The organism is Pseudoalteromonas sp. McH1-42 (assembly GCF_022347845.1).
GTDB lineage: Bacteria > Pseudomonadota > Gammaproteobacteria > Enterobacterales > Alteromonadaceae > Pseudoalteromonas > Pseudoalteromonas rubra_D.
Genome location: NZ_JAKRFU010000008.1, coordinates 39,349 through 60,535 on the forward strand (window position 1 = coordinate 39,349; position 21,187 = coordinate 60,535).

Here is a 21,187-nt window from a genome sequence, read left to right on the forward strand (position 1 = left end):
ATAAAGGTGAAAGAGATGATAAAAAGGCAGGTAGCTAAGGCCGTGGGGTACTCGTTGTTGTCACCACTTATCGTTGGCATTGTGCTGGGTGGCTACTATGCGTTGCTAAGTGGTCAAAGTAAAATTTTGTTTCAAGTACTGATGACAGCTGTTGCTAATGCGCACATCGTCGGTCTGTCTATGGCGATTTTTGTGTTGCCGGCTTATATGGCTTTGCTACGCTATAACAAGGTAAGTTATTCAGCAGTATTAACAGCAGGTATGTTGGGTGGTGCCGTATTCAGCTTCTTATTTGTTGCAAGTTCAGGCATGGTTTTTATCATCAATGCGGTGATGGCTGGACTGGGCGGCGGGTTGTTTTTGTTCAGTTTACGCCGCAACGCGCAAAGGGCTTGATGGCTTTTTGTACAGCTCGGTGGTGTTTTACACTAATTTAATAGTTTTTCTGTCTAAAAGGTTTCATTTAGCTGCCCGAAAGAGTACCTTTACTTCTTATGTAAATTTGTTGAATGACCGCAATGCAGAAGAAAAAGTTCTACGATACCCTCAGCCTACAAGCTCAGGCCCTGATTGGTGATGAGCACAACTACATCGCCAATATGGCAAACCTCAGCGCCTTATTATTTACCTCAATGGAAGACATTAATTGGGCGGGCTTCTACCTCTTAGATGGTACCGATGAACTCGTACTGGGTCCTTTTCAGGGGAACCCTGCCTGTATTCGTATCCCATTAGGAAAAGGCGTGTGTGGTACAGCAGCGGCTGAGTTAACGACTCAGCTTGTTGAGGACGTACATAGCTTTGATGGTCATATTGCTTGTGACGCTGCTTCAAATTCTGAAATTGTAATCCCTGTGATGAGAAACGGTGAACTGTTTGCTGTTTTGGATATTGATAGCCCGAGTTTGGCAAGATTTGACGATGAAGATAAAATGGGCCTGGAAGCACTGGTAAAATGCTTTGAAGGTACCCTGTAAATGAAAGAACTACTTAACGTTCAGGATTACCTGTTTTCCACCTTCGATGTCGGAGATTGGGAAGGAGAAGAAGAACGTGTTGCAGAGACGTTAAATGAGCTTATCCACGTAGCCTGGGAGCAACTGCCTGACGATCTGCCCTGCGAGAAAATTGATTTAATTATAAATGGAATATGGGAGCATCTGCGCGGCGACTTGGCACTTGTCGAAGCCGAGTATGATGAACTCATTGACTGGGTTACACATTACATTCAGTCATCTCTTGATGATAATATTGAACTATAGGTTTAGACATGGAAACCACAAACAAGCTAAAAGATATCAAAGAGGTTCTCGACTTTTTATATGCCGAGTTTCCTCAGTGTTTTAAACAAAAAGACGGTATTAAACCGCTTAAAGTCGGTATCTTTAAAGATATCGCTGCCAGAATTGAAGGATCTGAAAAAGTCAGTAAGACTCAGGTCCGTCAGGCGCTGCGCAAATACACTTCTTCGTGGCGCTATCTAGAAGCCGTGATTAACAACGAATTTCGTGTTGATCTGGACGGCAACGACGCCGAGAAAGTTGAGCAGGAACATGTAGAGCATGCTCAAAAAGCACTTGAAGAGTCACGTGCTAAAATGGCTAAACGTAAGAAGCCTCAACGTCCAAGACAAGATGGCCGTGGTGAGCGCCGTCGCGATGGTGACACAAAATCTTACAAATCTCGCGGTGAGAACAAGCACCGTCACGGCAATAAAAACGCTAAAGTTAATGCTAAACCAGAGCAACAGCAACGTCGTAGCTCAGGTAAAGTTGAACCTCTTCCGGCAAATGAGGTCAAGGTAAATAATAAGGTTAAAGTAAAGTTGGGACAGGCCTTAGTTAATGCAACCATCACTGAAGTAAACAAAGACGAAGTTCATGTTGAATTAGTGACAGGGATGCAAGTTAAAACAAAAGCAGAAAGCCTGTTTATTCTTTAAGGAGTTGTGTATGAGTAATAAGTTACCTTTAATTGGTGCAATCGCACTGTTTGTATCTGGCGTGTGTTCAGCTGCAACACAGACCGTAACGGAAAAAGACATTCCCGTACTGGAGCCTGAAATCCAGCATGCGACGGCAACCAAAAGGGTAACCAGTAAATTTACTCGTGAACACTATAAGCGCTTTAAACTGGACGATGCGCTGTCTGAGCAGATCTTTGATCGCTATATTGAAAACTTAGATTACAACAAATCTTTGTTTCTTCAGTCAGACATCGACAAGTTTGCAGGCTACAGAAAGCAATTTGATGATGCACTTAAAAAAGGCAAGCTCGATTTTGCCTTCGAGATGTTCAATGCCAGTATGCAGCGTCGCTACGAGCGCTTTACCTATGCTATTTCTCTGTTAGATACAGAAATGAAGTTTGATAAGCCAGACGAGTTTGTATTTGACAGAGAAGAGATGCAATTTGCCAACACCCAGGCCGAGTTAGATGAATATTGGCGTCAACGTGTTAAGTCTGATGCTTTGAGACTAAAATTAACGGGTAAAGACTGGGCTGGTATTAAAGAGATCCTAACCAAGCGTTATAAAAATACCATTAAACGTTTGGTACAAACTAATAATGAAGATGCCTTTCAGATTGTGATGAATGCGTTCGCACGCAGCATAGAGGCACACACTTCTTACTTGTCTCCGCGTCGTGCAGAGCAGTTCAAAATGGATATGGAGCTTGAACTGGAAGGTATTGGTGCCGTGCTGGGGTATGATGAAGACTACACGATTATACGTAGTTTAGTGCCGGGTGGCCCTGCAGACAAAACTGAAAAAATTAAGCCGGACGATCGCATCGTTGGTGTGGCTCAGGATGGCGAAGAGTTTGTTGACGTGATTGGCTGGCGCCTGGACGATGTGGTTGATCTGATCAAAGGCCCCAAAGGTACTAAAGTAAGATTGCAGTACCTTAAAGGCAGTGACACGCATGGTACGCCTAAGGTTGTGGAAATCGTACGGGATAAAATCCGCTTGGAAGACAGAGCTGCTAAGTCTGAAGTTTTCGAAGCGAATTATTCAGACCTCACCAGTAAAGTGGGCGTGATTGAAATACCAAGCTTCTACAATAACTTATCAAAAGATGTTAAAAGAGAGCTCGATAAGCTCAAAGCGCAAAATGTGGATGGTATTATCGTTGACCTAAGACAAAATGGCGGTGGTTCACTGTATGAAGCCACACAGCTTTCGGGTTTATTCATCGATAAAGGTCCGATTGTTCAAATTCACACAGCATATAACCGTGTTGAAGCTCAAAAAGACAGTGATGGTGTTACTTATTATGATGGCCCTCTAACCGTATTGGTAGACCGTTATAGTGCGTCGGCATCCGAAATATTTGCAGCAGCGATGCAGGATTATGGTCGCGCAGTAGTCATTGGTGAGCAGACTTTTGGTAAAGGCACCGTACAGCAGCACCGTGGGTTAAGAAAGACTTATGACCTGTTCGACAATGCGCTTGGCAGCATTACTTACACCATAGCTAAGTTTTATCGTATTGATGGTGGCAGTACACAAAATAAAGGGGTGATCCCGGATATTTTGCTGCCTTCAGCGGTTGAACCTGCCGAGTGGGGCGAAAGCCAGGAAGATAATGCATTACCGTGGGATAGCATTGTCAGAGCCAAGTATCGACAATTGGATGATTTGAGTCCAACCATCAAGTATTTAAATGAGCGCCACGGGATCCGTATTGCAAAAGAGCCTGAGTTTGCTTATGTATACGACGATATAGCGCGATATAAAGCACAGAAGGACGACATTGCTATTTCTCTTGTTGAAGCTGAGCGCACAAAAGAACGTGAAGAGCGTGATGAGCGTGCACTTAAGCGTACCAATGAACGTCTGAAGCGTCTGGGACAAGAGCCTGTGAAAGACTTGGATGATGTACCAGAGATCATTGCTGAGCTGGACCCGTACCTGGAGGAGGCTGCTCTGATCACGCAAGACCTGATCAATTACGGTCGCCTGGCAAAAAACAATACGGCTGACTAAACACGGTTTAACAAAAAAGACGTACAGAAGGCTAAGCTATGAAAAGGCGCATTGAGCGCCTTTTTTCGTTACCAGTGCGTGGGAAATTTGTTATTATTGCCAGCTGCAATATTAAAAATAGTCGGGCAGGAACTTGCCTGGCGCTGTCTTGGGCGCAGATTCAGGAGTTGTGCTTAACGTTGAACTGACCCGGCAGAGATAATAATAAAGCACTCCATTAAGTGCGAAGGAGTATTCTGGTTTGAGACAACAAAAACAAGCATCCTATCTGGATGCCTTTATTCCTATTGTGGTATTGGTAAGCCTGTTAGGTGCAGCTGTATACCTCTACGGTGATAATTCTTCTTCAGGGCCAAACCAGATAGCCCTGCTATTTGCTACCTTTACAGCTGCGTTGATCGGGCTTAAAAATGGCTTTACCTGGAAGACGCTTGAAGAAGCGATGATCAAAGGGATCACCATCTCTTTGGGGGCAATCCTCATTCTGCTGATGGTAGGTGCTTTGATCGGAACCTGGTTGCTTTCCGGCACAGTGCCCACCTTAATCTACTATGGTTTACAGATTATCCACCCTTCGTGGTTTTACGCGGCTGGGTGTTTAATTTGTGGCATCGTGGCTATGAGTATTGGCAGTTCCTGGACAACAGCTGCAACAATAGGTGTTGCCCTGCTGGGGGTTGCTAATGGCTTGGGACTGGATCCTGTTGTGACTGCCGGGGCTGTTATATCAGGCGCATACTTCGGAGACAAGTTGTCTCCGCTGTCAGAAACGACGAATTTGGCGCCAGCGGTTGCGGGGAGTGATTTATTCGAGCACATTCAGCACATGCTATGGACAACAGTCCCAAGCTTTGTCATCGCCTTAATCATATTTATCTTTATGGGATTCAATGCTGATGTGTCCAGCGAATCGAGCAAGATTGATGAAATTGCCTCGATCCTGCAAAGTAATTTTAATATCAGCATAGTTAACCTCGTGCCTCTGATTATTCTTTTGGGCCTCGCCATCAAAAAGATGCCAGCTTTTCCTGCTATTTCTATTGGTGCCGTTGTTGGTGCGATATGGGCATTGTTGTTCCAGGGAGATTTGATAGCGAGCCAGGTAAATCCGGATGAAGGCGTGTTGGTCAGTCATTTCAAACTGGTTTGGGCCACATTCTTTGATGGTTTTAGTCTCGAAACGGGTAATGCCAAGATGGATGACCTGCTCAGTGGCGGCGGGATGTCGAGTATGTTGACGACGACCTGGTTGGTTATGACGGCGCTAATGTTTGGTGCAATCATGGAAAAAACCGGATTGCTTGAGCTGTTTGTCAAGAGCATTCTGAAAGTGGCTAAGAGTACAGGTTCACTCATTGCCTCTACGGTTGCTACTTGTTTTGGTACTAACCTGGTTGCGGCTGATCAATACATTGCCATTGTGGTGCCTGGTCGTATGTTCAAAGAAGAGTATACGAAACGGGGCCTGAGAAGTGTTAACTTATCCAGAACACTGGAAGACGGGGGGACGATAACAAGCCCCTTGATCCCATGGAATACGTGTGGTGCGTATATGCAAAGTGTGCTGTTGATAAATCCACTTGATTATGCGGTTTACGCTTTCTTTAACCTAATCAATCCATTCCTGGCAATTGTGTACGCATACCTGGGCATTAAGATTTTAAAAATTAAGCCTAAAGCGATGCAGCAAGGTGCAACAGCACCAGACGCCTAGCTTATTAAAGCCTAAAAAAAGAAAGAAAAGCGCCTCATTGAATTTGAGGCGTTTTTGCTCGTCTCACAGTCATAAATCCCTTTGCCCTTAGCGCGGGCCGTTCTACAATAAAGATATTGATTTGTACTCATTTTTTCACTGTGCTCAGTTGTCTCCGTGACGCAAGCACATGTAATTTGATAATAGGAATTGTCATGACCTCAAAACCTCAGGCCAAATACCTGCATGATTATCAGCCTCCCACACATGACGTTGAGAATCTCGCCTTATGCTTCGAATTAGATGCCCAGAATACCAAAGTGACGGCTCGCTTTACGTTGTCGTCACTGGATGGCGCAACGTCCGTGATGCTGGATGGTATCGAGCTGACACTTCAGTCTGTGAAAGTGGATGGACAAAGCCACTCAGATTACAAGCTACATGAGACTGGCCTGGAACTATTTGGGCTGGGCGAGCGCGCTGAAATCGAAATCGTAAATACGATTTCGCCAGCTACGAACACCTCTCTAGAAGGATTGTATTTGTCAGATGGCGCTTATTGCACGCAGTGTGAGGCTGAAGGATTTCGAAAAATTACGTATTTCCTGGACAGACCCGATGTGCTAACGACTTATCAGGTCAAGATCATCGGACCCAGGGAAATGCCACATTTACTGTCTAATGGTAATAAGGTCGACAGTGGGGAGCTGGCGGATGGTCGTCACTACGTGAGTTGGGAAGACCCCTTTAAGAAGCCGTCCTATTTATTTGCACTTGTTGCCGGCGACTTTGATGTTCTGACAGATACATTCGAAACACGCTCGGGTCGCCAGGTAGACCTGCAGTTATTTGTAGATAAGGGCAATCTGAGTAAAGCGCCGCATGCCATGGCGTCATTGAAAAAGGCCATGGCATGGGATGAAGAAAGGTTTGATCTCGAATACGACCTGGATATCTATATGATTGTAGCGGTGGATTTTTTCAATATGGGAGCAATGGAGAACAAGGGACTTAATGTGTTCAACAGTGCCTGCGTGTTAGCCAATCAGGAAACGGCCACTGATAGAGATTTTCATGTCATTGAGTCCATCGTCGGCCATGAATACTTCCACAACTGGACAGGCAACAGGGTAACTTGCCGCGACTGGTTCCAGTTGAGCCTTAAAGAAGGACTGACTGTATTTCGTGATCAGGAGTTCAGCAGTGATCTGGGTTCGCGTGCATTAAACCGGATAGATGCAGTGAATACAGTTCGCACCCATCAGTTTGCTGAAGATGCTGGGCCTATGGCGCATCCAATTCGCCCACAACAAGTTATCGAAATGAATAATTTCTATACGGTGACTGTATACAACAAAGGCGCAGAAGTGATCCGCATGATGCACACCATCCTGGGGGAAGCTGGTTTTCAGAAGGGGATGAAGCTCTATTTTGAGCGTCATGACGGCCAGGCGGTAACCTGTGATGACTTTGTTGCAGCGATGAGTGATGCCAATAGCAAAGATCTAAACCAGTTTAAACTTTGGTATAACCAGGTTGGTACGCCCAAAATTAGCGCGCGTACGAGCTTTGATTCGCAACAGGGCGAGTTTACGCTACATCTGGCCCAAAGCCATGCAGAGCATGATCCGGTAGAGGCTCCTTTGCATATTCCGGTTGCAGTTGAGCTATTGGACGAGCAGGGAGAAGTGATAGCCATCCCTGAGTCGATTGCAAAACAAGGTAAAGTAATAGAGCTTACCGAAAAGCAGCAGAGCTATGTCTTTTCGGGATTAGAGGGTGAGCCGGTTGTTGTATTACTTGAAGGGTTCTCAGCGCCTTGTTTATTGAATTATGATTATCAGCAACATCAGCTGCTTCACATTGCCAAGTATGCCAGCAGTGATTACGCACGCTGGGAAGCCATTCAGCAGCTTTATAAAGCCGAGATTAAGTCACTGGTAAATACTCAGATGTTTGATGAATATCAGCTACCAGAAAGCTTAATTCAGGCATTACGTATGTTGCTTGATGATCTTAGTGGAGACTTGTCAATCCTCGCTGAGCTATTCACTGTGCCTGGCTTTGACGCCCTGAATGCTGACTATACACCAGTTCCGGTTGAGCAGCTGACGCAAGCTATTTCGACTATTGAGTGCCAGATAGCGACTCAGTTGAAATCAGTTTGGCGTGATGTGTATGCACAACTACAGGATGACGGAAGCCTTGAGGCAAAGGCAGTTGCTATTCGCACCATGAAGAATAAATGCTTGTTTTACCTCGCACAGGTGTCAGACCCTCAAATCCAGGGCTGGATCCAGGCACAAAGTGAGAGTCATAACATGACGTTGAAACTGGGGGCGCTTAGAGCGGCTGTCAACGCTGACCATGTACTGACTCAGTTATTACTGGATGACTTTGACAAACAATGGCAGTCAGATTTGCTGGTAATGGACAAATGGTTTGCATTGCAAGCGAGCCGGAGTGACGACAATTGCATCGACAACATTTTGTCCCTGTACAACCATCCGTGTTTCGATAAAGCCAATCCAAATCGCGTTCGTGCTTTGATTGGCGCTTTCACGCGGGGTAACCCCAGGCACTTCCATCGCAAAGATGGTCGTGGATATGCGTTACTTGGTGACTTAATCGCTGAGCTAAACCAGGTCAATCCGCAAAATGCGTCCAGAATAATTACGCCTTTGCTGTCCTTCAAGCGTTTTGATGACACCAGACAAGGGCTAATGAAAGCTCAGTTGGAAAAACTGGCTCGACTACCTGAACTGAGCGATGATCTGTATGAAAAAATTGACAAAGCACTGAACTAAAAGTGCTTTTAGTCGAAATATGTAAAGGTTTGTATCCACATTATGCATGAGTATTACTTTTACATGGATTTAAGCCATGAACAATGTATGGCGTATTACCACGGACACGTTGAGTATATACAAGTCGTAGAGGATGGGGGAAAGCGGATCCGCTTTCCTGCCCATCATATCAGGCGACACGTATCAACATTAGGCGTTCGAGGTCGCTTTCGTTTGTTGCTTGATGAAAATAACCGCTTTGTAGCGCTGGAAAAAGTAGCTTGATGACAATTATGCGACGAGACATAAAGTATTTTTGTTAAATCGGTTTGTTTTAAACTTAAATTACGTGTTATAACTACTCTGGTAGGACGTCTTACCATGAGTGAAATACGCTCCAATGAGATAAAAATGCACCGATCAGACGCGTATTATTTGTAATTTAAAGCTATCGCTTCTATCGTTACGACAACAAAAAACAATAACTTGATAAGAATTACCCGCCAAAGGGGGGAGAAATAATGATAAAAACATCGCGCTTTGTGAAGAACAAGATCATGCTGGGCCTAAGCGCTGCATGTCTTGGTGTCGCTGGCACTGCTGCGCAAGCCGCCACGTTCCAAGTTGGTGATTTTGATGTGACCTTTGATTCTACGTTTTCTTACGGTCAGAGTATTCGTGTAGAAGACCGTGACTTTGATCACATTGGTAAGAGTAATCACCCGCGTTATAACTGGACCGGTTATAATGCCTCATTAGGCAACACCATCTATTCGTCTTCTCAGATCTGGTCACAACAGGGTGCATACTCTAACAACGGTGACGCTGGTAACTTGAACTTCGATTCGGGCGACACGTTCTCTCAGTTGCTCAAGGGCACCCATGAACTTGGCATCAGTAAAGATAACTACGGTTTCTTCTCTCGTTTCATGTATTTCTACGATTTTGCGATGGAAGATGGTGATTTTGCATACAGCAACCCGGTATCTGGACAGAAAGTCGATCCTTGCGCAGACGACGACACTAAAGAGCAGGTTTGCTCCGATGTTCGTTTACTTGATGCCTTCGTTTGGGCAGATTTTGATATCAATAACGGTAAAAACCCGTTATCAGTCAGATTGGGTCGCCAGGTAGTCAACTGGGGTGAAAGTACCCTGATCAGCCACGGTATTAATGTAAACCCGGTTGATATCGACCGTCTTAAAGCACCTGGTGCAGAGCTAAAAGAAGCGTTCATTCCGGTCGGCATGTTCTGGGCCTCTCTAGGCCTGACGGATAACGTAACGCTGGAAGCTTTTTATCAGTATGAATGGCATGAAACACGCCTTCCTGCGACAGGAAGTTATTTCTCTACTAATGATTTTGCGTCAGAAAATGGTTACAACCAGAATATTCAGCTCGGCTTCACAGCCAACCCGGATATTGATCTGGCACATCTGACTGAAGCACTGAATAACCTCCATACAAACTGGATGGGCGCGTTAGCTGCTCAAGGCCTGGACGTTACAGATCCAAATGTACTGCAAAGCGAAGCAGCTATTTCGCAGCTTACTTCTATGTATCTGGCATATCCAACCAAAGTTGCACTGAAAGGCAAAGGTCTGAATGGCAAGAGAGAGCCACAGGATGGTGGTCAGTTTGGTATTCGTCTGGGTATGTTTGCCCCAGAACTTAACGATACTGAGTTTGCGTTATACTACATTAATTACCATGCTCGTCGCCCACTGATCTCAGGTAAGGCGTCGAACTTTACCAGCGATGCCATTGCTGCCGACTTGAATTACATTCAGAACAACACGCTGAATGATGAGAATTTCACTAACCTTAATGCATTTACGCAAGGTTTGATTGAATACCCAGAAGACATTAAGTTGTACGGTTTGAGTTTCAACACCGCAATTGGTGAAACCGCATTCTCGGGTGAGTTTGCTTATCGCCAAGACGAGCCTCTACAGATTGACGATGTAGAGTTGCTTTATGCGGGTATGTTGGAACAGCTCGCTCTTGCAGGCATTCGCACAGACGTCGCTGGTTTGTCTCAGTTGAGTAAAGGTGACGATGTCGCTTATGTAGAGCCAGGCGCAATTGCACAGGGTTATGTGTTGAAAGACACGATGCAGCTGCAATTCACTGCAACGCACTTATTCGGCCCATCGCTGGGTGCAGATAGCTGGGCGTTGGTTGGTGAAGTAGGTGGCGTCACGATTAAAGACATGCCGAGTTATGACGAGCTACGTTTAAACGTTGCGGGTACTGGCCGAAGCGGAACGATTGAAGGTATTAACGGTCAAAGCTACGATCTGTTGCATATGGCTATCTCAAATGGTCCTGAAGTAAACCCATTCCCAACCGCCTCTGCATGGGGTTATCGCTTAATTGCTAAAGGTGAATACAATAACTTGTTTGCTGGCGTTAACATGTCACCTCGCATCGTGTTTTCTCATGACGTCAATGGTATAACACCGGATCCAATGTTCCTGTTCGTAGAAGATCGTAAGTCGGTTGGTTTGACTCTGAACTTTAACTATCAAAATGCCTGGTCATTTGACTTTGGTTATAACGCATTCTGGGGTGGTGGCAAGACCAACACATTCTCAGATCGTGATTTCGTTTCATTTAATATCAAGTATTCAATCTAAGGGCTTTCAATATGTTTAGAAAACCTACTATGCTTGCTGCAACAATTATAACAATGATGGCAGCACCGGGTGCATTTGCAAAAATGACCCCTGAAGAAATTGCGCGTTTAGGCGCGGATCTGACTCCAATTGGTGCAGAAAAAGCAGGCAATGCCGATGGTAGTATTCCAGCCTGGACCGGTGGGATCACTAAGCCGCCTGCGGGTTATAAAGTGGGCATGCACCATCCTGATCCTTTTGCAGATGATAAAATCTTGTTCACTATTGATAAAACCAATCTGGATAAGCATAAAGATAAGCTGAGCCCGGGACAGGTTGCTTTGTTCAATACCTACCCAGACACGTTCAAAATGCATGTTTACCCAACTCGTCGTAGTGCTGCATATCCACAGTTTGTTTATGATGCAACTAAAAAGTACGCTGCAACAGCGCAGTTGATTGAAGATGGTAATGGGATTAAAGACACAGCAATTGGTATTCCTTTTCCTATCCCTAAAGACGGTTTAGAAGCTATCTGGAATCACCTGCTACGCTATCGTGGTTTGTCAATCGCGCGTTATGGTGGCCAGGCGATGCCAACTGCATCAGGCTCTTACAACATCATCGGTTTTGATGAGCAGCTGTTAGTAAAATATTCAGATCCTGATGCGACACCTGCTGAGTTAAAAGAGTCTAATGTTCTGTTTAAGTTCAAGCAGAAGGTAACTGAGCCTGCGCGTTTGGCAGGAACCGCACTACTGGTACATGAAACAATGGACCAAATCCTGACTCCTCGTCAGGCGTGGACTTATAACACTGGTCAGCGTCGTGTACGCCGTGCGCCAAACGTTGCTTATGACGCACCAGGAACTGCATCGGACAGCCTGCGTACTACTGATGACTTTGATATGTTCAACGGGTCGCCGAACCGTTATAACTGGACTTTGAAAGGTAAGCAGGAGCTTTACATCCCGTACAATAGCTACAAATTGCACAGTGATAAACTGAAGTACGACGATATTCTGATGGCCGGTCACGTTAATCCTGAACATGTACGCTACGAGAAACATCGTGTTTGGGTAGTTGAAGCAAATCTGAAAGAAGGCACGCGCCACATTTATAAGAAACGTGTTTTCTACATTGATGAGGATAGCTGGCAGATCCACGTTGCAGATTTGTATGATAACCGCGATCAAATGTATCGCGTAGCTATGGCCCATGGCCTGAACTACTATGATGTGCCTACTCATTGGAGTACGCTGGATGTTTACCATGATCTGAACTCTCGCCGTTACTTGGCTATTGGTCTCGACAACGAAGAGAAAATGTACGACTTCAGCCAGTCATTCCAGGACAATGAGTTCACACAAAGCGCTTTACGTCGCGAGGGCAGACGATAAGCACAGCTGCCGGTTAATTCCGGCACAGTACTACTTCTCAGGGACTGTGTTGGCAGTCCCTGAATTTGCACTTCCTATTCTCTCTCACACTAATTATCGAGTACTCATCATGATTAAGAAGTTAGTCGCAACCACGATTGCAGTGATGGCAATGCAAAGTGATGCAGTAGCCGCAGCTTCTGATGCATTAATGGTGGCACATCCTCAGCGTACACTATTAACAGATATCAGTTATACCGGTGCGCAGCTGGTAGCAGTTGGCAAGCATGGCACCATAGTGACCAGCAAAGATGGTAAAACCTGGCAGCAGGCTCAAGTGCCGGTGCAAAGTTTACTGACATCAGTGACGTTTGCCAGCGAAAAAAAAGGTTGGGCGTGTGGTCATGACGCAACCATTTTACACACAGAAGATGGCGGGCAGAGTTGGCTAATTCAGCAACATTTGCCAGATATCGAAAAACCGTGTCTGGATATTACTTTTGCCAATGAGCAAATTGGCTATGCTGTTGGTGCTTACGGCATGATGTATGAAACGACAGATGGCGGAAAAAACTGGACTAAGCGTTTTATCGATGCTTTTGTCCACCCCGATGATGTGACCTATCTGGCGGAGCTAAAAGCAGATGATCCGGCGGCTTATGAAGATGAAACCGCATTTATCCTGCCGCATTTCAACACTTTGCTGATTGATGGCTCACAGTATTTATTAGCCGGCGAGATGGGCTTATTCGCTGTCAGTGATGATGCCGGGAAAAACTGGCGTAAGTTACCTGAGTTCTATGCAGGTTCTCTTTTCACTATTAGCAAAACAGCAGATGGCCGGGTAGTCACAGCCGGGTTACGTGGAAACGCATTTGTCTCTGACGCCGCGTTATCTCAGTTTCAGCGTCTGGCATTCAACAAAACTGCTACCATTAATCAGGTATTGACGGTTGATGATCAACAATACTTGTTTGCGAACAGTGGCGTTATTCACACACGTACCGAAACAGGTCTGTCTAGTGAGCAGTTGAAAAATGGTAAATCTATTATGGCCGGCGTTATGTTCGATGGACAATTGGTGCTGGCAACGGAAAACGGGATCCAGATAGTAGAGGTTAAACACTAATGCAGTCATTGTTAAACCAACTTGTTTACGTTGTTTTCAGACATCGTGTTGCGATGATTATACTCTTCATCATAGCAACTCTGTTCTTAGGCTATCGCGCAACACAGATCCAGCTTGATGCATCTTTCAATAAAAATATTCCGCTAAATCATGAGTATATGAAGGTATACCTGAAACATGAAAAACAGTTTGGCGGTGCGAACAGCATTTTGATATCCGTCTGTGATGCAGATGGAGATATTTTTAATCCAGAATTCTTTACTCAGTTAAAAGCAGTACATGATCAGCTTTATTTTATTCCTGGCGTGAATCGCCCGCTGGTTAACTCTATTTTTGCGCCCAGCGCCCGCTTTGTTGAGGTTGTAGAGGACGGTTTTGCGGGTGGTCCTATTATTCCTGCTAACTTTTCTGCCGACGAGGCAGGTCTGGCTGTGGTTAAGCAAAACATCGAAAAAGCCAAAGTTGTGGGCCGCATGGTCGCCAGCGATTATTCTTGTGCGATGGTCACAGCGCAACTAATGGAAATTGATCCTCAAACGCAGGAAAAGCTCGATACGTTGGCATTTGCGAAGAAACTGGAAAGTGAAATTCGCGAGCCACTTAGCACGGATAAAGTATCTATCCATATCATTGGCTTTGCGAAAATGGCGGGTGATATTGCAGATGGAGCAAAAGGGGTAGTTCTGTTCTTCGCAGTTGCGATTCTGTTCACGTTTGTGATGGTTTGGTTATTCTGTAAGAGTTTCAAACTGACTTTATTGCCTATTATGTGCTCCTTGATTGCCGTGGTGTGGCAAATGGGCCTACTTACTGTTCTGGGTTTTGGGTTAGATCCTATGTCTATTCTGGTGCCATTCCTGGTCTTTGCAATTGGCGTGAGTCATGGTGTGCAGATGATCAATGCGATCGGCAAAAAGGTGGCTGAAGGCGTTAGTAGCAAAGTGGCGGCTGAGGCGAGTTTCAAGGCGCTGTTAATCCCCGGTGGTATTGCCTTGCTGTCAGACACCGTAGGCTTCTTAACGTTACTAGCTATCGACATTGGCATTATTCGTGAGCTGGCAATCACCGCAAGTTTGGGTGTGGCCGTGATTATTTTCACTAACCTGATCCTGCTGCCAGTGTTGGCGTCTTACTATAACTCGAGCAAAATACATCGTGTTGATGACGGTAACTCGTTCAGTAATAAGCTATTCACCACGATGCGTGAAGCGCTAGTGAAAACTACAGATAAGCGCGTTGCACGGATCATCTTGCTGGTCAGTGCGATTCTATTTGGTCTTGGCTACTGGCAATCTCAGCATATGCAAATAGGTGATTTGCATGCAGGTGCACCCGCGCTTCATGAAGACGCTCGCTACAATCAGGATACTTTCCTGATCTCAGACCGGTATGCCATTTCATCTGATATTCTCAAAGTGTTGGTTGAAGCCTATCCTGCGGCCTGCACAGAGCACGATACAATGGACAGGATTAGTCGTTTTCAGTGGCGCGTTGAGAACTTGCCAGGCGTCCAGTCTGCAGTGTCTCTGAGCTCAGTCGCGCAATCTGTGAATGCCGGTTATAACGAGGGCAATCTCAAGTGGCAAACATTACCGCGTAATGGCGCATCACTGGTTCAGGCTACGTCGCGAGTTGAAACAAGCACAGGTTTGTTAAATGGTGATTGTTCTGTGATGCCTATTATCATCTTCATTGCTGATCACAAAGCCCAAACCATAGATAATGTAGTCACGCAGATAAAAGCGTTTGCACAGGAAGAGGGCACCGATACGGTAAAATTTAAACTAGCTTCTGGCCCCATTGGTGTTATGGCCGCGACCAATGAATCTGTATCTGAAGCACAGTTACCCATGATGATCTACGTATATGGGGCTGTTATCGTTCTGTGCTTGATTAGCTTCAGAAGTGTACGTGCAACCATCGCTGTGGTTTTACCTTTGTATATCGTATCTACTCTGGCACAAGCCTTGATGGTTAAACTCGAAATTGGCTTAACTGTATCAACTTTACCTGTTATCGCCTTAGGTGTGGGTATAGGTGTCGATTACGGTATTTATATTCTCTCTTCTATGATGACGCAGCTTAAGCAAGGCGTGCCACTTGCTTATGCATATCGTAACGCCTTGGCCGAAAGGGGGAGTGCAGTACTCTTTACAGGGATTACTTTGGCAATTGGTGTCAGTACCTGGATTTTCTCAGCACTCAAATTCCAGGTGGATATGGGGATATTATTAACCTTTATGTTCCTCGTTAATATGCTGGGCGCCGTTTTATTATTACCTGCAATAGGAACCTTAATCTGGACAGACCAGAAAAAAAAGTGTGAATAAAAGTGCTTATAAATGGCCGGTTTCGGCCATTTATATCTATATTTAGTGAATATCTGACCAACCAGCTGAAAAGGCTATAATGTTTTCGTCGAAAAGGCTTTTTATTAGCGCCAGAAAGGTTAAAATTCACATGACTCCACGCTAATAAATGGCTGTACAAATAATCTACCGTTCAAAGGTGGTATAGATTAAGGAACACATAATGACACAAAATGAAGGTCCAGCGTCAGTTATCCTGGATAACGTCACCAAGCTGATCCACAAAAAAGTTCATGCCGAAAACGTGTCGCTCGTTGAAACTTTTGCCAAAGCCTTGTACAGCAATATGTCTAAAGAGGACTTGGCACATCGTAACGACAGCGACTTATACGGAGCCGCATTGAGTCTTTGGAATTCTCTGGAAAAGAATGCCAATGACGATGCGGTTATTCGCGTTTTTAACCCTGAAGTAGCCAAAGATGGTTGGCAATCCTCTCACACGATCGTTGAGATCATCGCGAAAGACATGCCGTTCCTGGTTGACTCGGTACGCATGGCACTTAGCCGCAAAAATATCGTGTCTCACTTACTGTTACACAGCCCGCTTAAAGTAAAGCGCGATGGTGACAATAAGATTACGGCGCTTTCAAACTTAAAAACCGAGCAGGAATCCTCATCGACAAAAACTGTTTTCTTCATTGAGATTGATCGTCAGACTGACGCAAAAGCAATGAAAGAGTTCACCGAAGAACTGGAATCAGTGTTGAAAGATGTGTCTGTAGCTGTAGAAGACTGGAAGCCTATCCGAGATAAATTGGTTGCGGTCAGTAAAGAGATACCGACGCGTCACCATGACTGCTCACAGGCAGAAGTCAATGAAGCAGTTGAGTTCCTTGAATGGTTATCTTCAGATAACTTCACCTTTATGGGCTACCGTCAGTACGACCTAGTGCCTGTTCAGGGTGATCATGAACTGCGCGCAGTGCCAGACACCAGCCTGGGTTTGATGAAAAACTCGAGCCATGACGGCGGCCGCTTACTGTCTGAGCTACCAGAAGTCGCACGTAAAGAAGCTCGCAGCAAAAATCTACTGATTTTAACTAAGACCAATTCACTGTCTCGTGTTCATCGTCCAGCCTATATTGATTATGTGGGTATCAAGCGCTTTGATGAGCAGGGCAACGTTATTGGTGAAGACCGTTTCATCGGTTTATTCTCATCGAGCTTCTACAATAACAGCGCTGCAGATGTGCCAGTTCTTAAGAGTAAGATCCAGCGCATTATGGAGCAGTGTGACTTTGCACAAGGGACACACGCGTATAAAGCTGTGCTTAACTTGCTGGAAACTTATCCGCGTGATGAGTTGGTGCAGGCGCGCGAAGTCGAGCTATTGGAAGTAGCAACTGGCGTATTGCAAATTCAGGAACGCGACATGTGTCGTTTGTTCGTTCGCCGTGATGTATACGGGCGTTTCTTTTCATGCATGGTCTATGTACCGCGTGAGCGCTATAACACGGCACTACGTCGTGAAACTCAAAAACTGTTGGCAGATGCATTTAAGTCCAATGAAAAAGTTGAGTTTACGACCTTTTTCTCAGAGTCCACACTGGCGAGAACGCATTACATCGTACGTGTGGCAGATAACAGTATTAAGTACAACGTGAAAGACATTGAAAACAACCTGGCAGAAGCCGCTCGCACTTGGGAAGACAAACTACAATCAGCACTGCTTGGTAGCAATGGCGAAACCCGCGGTAATGAGCTAAACCGTAAATATGCCAACGCGTTTCCACACTCATACAAAGATCAAGTGTTACCAAGTGCCGCTGTGGTCGATATTGAGAAGCTGGAGCAGCTAAGCGATGAGAAAAAGCTGGAAATGCTTTTCTATCGTCCGCAGGAAGAATCGAACAGCGAAATCGTTCGTTTGAGCTTGTTCCACAAAGACGTACCAATTCACCTGTCTGACGTTATGCCAATGTTGGAAAACTTTGGTCTTCGCGTGATTGGTGAAACGCCCTATGCGATCAAGAGTAGCGACGGTCAGGTAAACTGGATCATGGATTTCTCCATGATGATCGACTCAAAAGGGATTGCAGACTTTGATAAAGTGTCAGCCCGTTTCCGTGCTGCACTGACTAACGTTTGGAATAACCGTCTTGAGAGCGATGGTTTCAATCGCATGGTTCTGCTGGGTGGCATGACCGGACGTGAAGCGTCAATTCTGCGTGCGTATGCTAAGTATATGCGTCAGATTGGTGTGACATTCTCGCAGTCATACATCGAAAATACCTTTGAGCATTACCCGCACATTGCAGCACAAATTGTTGAGCTGTTTGTGAAGAAGTTCTCACCAGCGAAAAAAGCGGCTGAGAAGACGCTTGAGAAACTGATCGAGAAAATTTACCTGGAGCTCGAAAACGTTGCTAACCTGGATGATGACCGCATCATTCGCATGTATGTTGACATGATCAACGCCACGTTGCGTACCAACTTCTATCAAAAAGAAGCGGACGATAGCAACAAATCTTATATTTCATTCAAGATCAACCCGCATGCGATCCCTGAGATGCCTCTGCCGCTGCCTGCGTATGAAATCTTCGTTTATTCACCTCGTGTAGAAGGTGTACATTTACGCGGTGGTAAAGTAGCACGTGGTGGTTTGCGTTGGTCAGATCGTCGTGAAGACTTCCGTACTGAGGTACTGGGTCTGGTTAAAGCGCAACAGGTTAAAAATACGGTAATCGTTCCTGTCGGCTCAAAAGGTGGTTTTGTTTGTAAGCAACTGCCAAACGATCGTGAAGGCTTCTTTAAAGAAGGTCAGGAATGCTACAAGATGTTCATCCGTGGCCTGTTAGACATCACAGATAACATCATTCATGGCGACATCATTCCACCGGTTGACGTAGTTCGTCATGACGAAGATGACCCATATCTGGTTGTTGCAGCCGATAAAGGAACAGCCACATTCTCTGATATTGCCAACGGTATTGCTGAAGAGTATAACTTCTGGCTAGGCGACGCATTCGCTTCTGGTGGTTCAATTGGTTATGACCACAAGAAAATGGGTATCACTGCGAAAGGTGCGTGGGAGTCGGTTAAGCGTCATTTCCGAGAAATGGACATTGACTGTCAGACAACTGATTTTACAGCGGTTGGTATCGGCGACATGGGTGGTGACGTATTTGGTAATGGTATGTTGCTGTCTAAGCACATTCGCCTGCAGGCAGCCTTTAACCACATGCACATCTTTATCGACCCGAACCCGGATGCGGCATCGTCTTATGTAGAACGTGATCGTTTATTCAACTTACCTCGTTCAAGCTGGGAAGACTACAACAAAGAGCTTATCTCTGAAGGTGGTGGTGTATTCTCTCGTGCAGCTAAGTCAATAACATTGACCGCTGAGATGAAGAAAATGATTGGCACTAAAAAAGCCAGCATGACACCAAATGAGCTGATTAAAGCGCTACTTAAAATGCCAGCTGACCTTTTATGGAACGGTGGTATCGGTACTTACATTAAAGCTAAGTCTGAATCCAATGCAGATGTAGGTGACCGTGCTAATGACGGTTTGCGTATCGATGGTTCTGAACTGGGTGCGAAAATCTTCGGTGAAGGTGGTAACCTGGGGGCAACTCAGCTGGGTCGTATCGAGTTTGCTGAGAAGGGCGGACGCATTAACACCGACTTTATCGATAACGTTGGTGGTGTGGCGTGTTCGGATAACGAAGTAAACATTAAGATCTTGTTGAATGGCCTTGTTGCTGAAGGTGACTTGACTAAGAAACAGCGTGATGAACTTCTGTATGCCATGACTGATGAAGTATCTGAGCTGGTACTGGCAGATTGTTACCGTCAAACACATACGCTGTCTATCACTAAGTCGAAAGGCCCAGCAACACTGAAAGAGAAAATTCGCTTTATCCATGCATTGGAAAAAGACGGTAAGCTTGACCGTACGATAGAGTTTTTGCCTACTGATGAAGAACTCGCAGAGCGTGCTGCGGCAGGGTCAGATCTGACTCGTCCAGAGCTGTCTGTGTTAGTCTCTTACTCTAAAATGGTGTTGAAGGAGTCTCTGGTTGTTGATGAGATCTCAGAGAATCCATACTATCGTCAGCTGTTAGTAAATTCATTCCCAATCCCACTGCGTGAGCGTTTTAACGCGGCAATGGATAACCACCCACTGCGTAAAGAGATTATTGCAACTAAACTTGCGAATAATATCGTTAACGACATGGGTCTGAACTTCATGATCCGTATGCACGAAGAAACTGGTGCAACGGAAGCCGAAATTGCGCTGTGTTACTCAATTGCCAGTGAAATTTTCGAAATGAAAGAGACCTGGCAGTCAATTGCAGCATTGGATAACCATATTCCATCAGCAGTACAGACTGAAATGTTGTATCAGTTGCGTCGTACAGTACGTCGCACGACACGTTGGTTCCTGCGTCACCGTAACAAAGGTATGACGATTGAAGAAACCATCGCATTCTTTGCGCCGACCTTTGCTGATCTGAGCAATAACCTGAACAACTACATGGTTGAAGATGAAAGTGCACGTTTGACAGAAAAAGCCGAAGCGCTTGTCGCACAAGGTGTACCAGAGCAAATTGCTATGCGTATCGTTTCTCTGTCTAGTCTGTTCTCTGTAATGGATCTGGCTGAAGTAGCAGCAAACGCCGGTCGCGCGATTGACGTGGTGTCAAACACCTACTTCAAACTGGGTGCGAATATGGGTCTGCACTGGTTCCTGGATCAGATCACTGCACAACCTGTCGCTAACCACTGGCAGGCTCTGGCGCGTGCATCTTACCGTGAAGAGCTGGACTGGCAGCAACGTGCTTTGTCTGAAGTTGTATTGAACAGCTTTGAGGGAGACGACCATGATGTTGATTCACTGATCAATCAGTGGATGGAAAATCAGTCTACCTTGTTGCTACGCTGGCAACAGATGCTGGCTGAGTTCAAGACCTCACAAAGCCATGACTTTGCGAAGTTCTCAGTGGCATTGCGTGAGCTGATGTTGTTGAGTCACAACTGTGACACTTCCAAATAGAAAATAACCCGTTAAAATACCCCGGCATTGCTGGGGTATTTTTTTATCTCAGATTTGAAATTGATACTGAATTGGTTCATTAGATGAGCCACTTTGAGGCAAGAAAACCCTGTCGATAATCTGGCAATAATTTAGCTGTTTAGTGTACAAAACAAGAGGTTTTTAACACAGTTAGCGGCAGGTTTTATTCTTTAAATTGGTTATGCATTAATGCTGATTGGT

Annotated in this window: 13 protein-coding genes; all 13 read left to right on the plus strand. The window is 45.3% G+C overall.

Annotated features, from left to right (window positions below; all coding sequences use genetic code 11):
* Positions 1-18 precede the first annotated feature (18 nt).
* The gene (locus MHN31_RS07880) at positions 19-396 is read left to right on the plus strand and encodes a hypothetical protein (RefSeq protein ID WP_125559774.1); all 378 of its coding nucleotides are present in this window, start codon (positions 19-21) and stop codon (positions 394-396) included.
* A gap of 122 nt (positions 397-518) precedes the next feature.
* On the plus strand, positions 519-977 hold the full coding sequence (locus MHN31_RS07885) for a GAF domain-containing protein (protein WP_040644932.1): 459 nt from the start codon (positions 519-521) through the stop codon (positions 975-977).
* Positions 978-1,262 carry a hypothetical protein gene (locus MHN31_RS07890; RefSeq protein ID WP_125559269.1) on the plus strand — a complete coding sequence of 95 codons (285 nt, stop codon included), beginning with the start codon at positions 978-980 and terminating at the stop codon, positions 1,260-1,262.
* A gap of 8 nt (positions 1,263-1,270) precedes the next feature.
* Complete coding sequence (proQ, locus tag MHN31_RS07895) at positions 1,271-1,942, plus strand: RNA chaperone ProQ (RefSeq protein ID WP_010386041.1); 672 nt, start codon at positions 1,271-1,273, stop codon at positions 1,940-1,942.
* A 10-nt stretch (positions 1,943-1,952) separates the two neighbouring features.
* Positions 1,953-3,989 carry a carboxy terminal-processing peptidase gene (prc, locus tag MHN31_RS07900; protein WP_125559271.1) on the plus strand — a complete coding sequence of 679 codons (2,037 nt, stop codon included), beginning with the start codon at positions 1,953-1,955 and terminating at the stop codon, positions 3,987-3,989.
* Positions 3,990-4,230: 241 nt separating this feature from the next.
* Positions 4,231-5,703: a Na+/H+ antiporter NhaC gene (gene nhaC, locus MHN31_RS07905; protein ID WP_138536650.1), complete on the plus strand. Its 1,473-nt coding sequence runs from the start codon at positions 4,231-4,233 to the stop codon at positions 5,701-5,703.
* A gap of 194 nt (positions 5,704-5,897) precedes the next feature.
* Positions 5,898-8,489, plus strand: a complete 2,592-nt coding sequence (pepN, locus tag MHN31_RS07910) for an aminopeptidase N (protein WP_239443983.1) — start codon at positions 5,898-5,900, stop codon at positions 8,487-8,489.
* 42 nt (positions 8,490-8,531) lie between these two features.
* Positions 8,532-8,753: a DUF2835 domain-containing protein gene (locus MHN31_RS07915; RefSeq protein ID WP_125559277.1), complete on the plus strand. Its 222-nt coding sequence runs from the start codon at positions 8,532-8,534 to the stop codon at positions 8,751-8,753.
* 236 nt (positions 8,754-8,989) lie between these two features.
* Positions 8,990-11,107 (plus strand): DUF1302 domain-containing protein, encoded by a 2,118-nt coding sequence (locus MHN31_RS07920; RefSeq protein ID WP_125559279.1) that lies wholly within the window; start codon positions 8,990-8,992, stop codon positions 11,105-11,107.
* 11 nt (positions 11,108-11,118) lie between these two features.
* Entirely contained in the window at positions 11,119-12,486 is a 1,368-nt protein-coding gene (locus MHN31_RS07925; protein ID WP_125559282.1) for a DUF1329 domain-containing protein, read from the plus strand.
* A gap of 109 nt (positions 12,487-12,595) precedes the next feature.
* Complete coding sequence (locus tag MHN31_RS07930; RefSeq protein WP_138536656.1) at positions 12,596-13,594, plus strand: YCF48-related protein; 999 nt, start codon at positions 12,596-12,598, stop codon at positions 13,592-13,594.
* Positions 13,594-15,924, plus strand: a complete 2,331-nt coding sequence (locus MHN31_RS07935; RefSeq protein ID WP_239443984.1) for an MMPL family transporter — start codon at positions 13,594-13,596, stop codon at positions 15,922-15,924. The genes MHN31_RS07930 and MHN31_RS07935 overlap by 1 nt, the downstream gene beginning before the upstream one ends.
* Before the next feature lie 202 nt (positions 15,925-16,126).
* Complete coding sequence (locus MHN31_RS07940; RefSeq protein WP_125559291.1) at positions 16,127-20,965, plus strand: NAD-glutamate dehydrogenase; 4,839 nt, start codon at positions 16,127-16,129, stop codon at positions 20,963-20,965.
* The last annotated feature ends 222 nt before the right edge of the window (positions 20,966-21,187 follow it).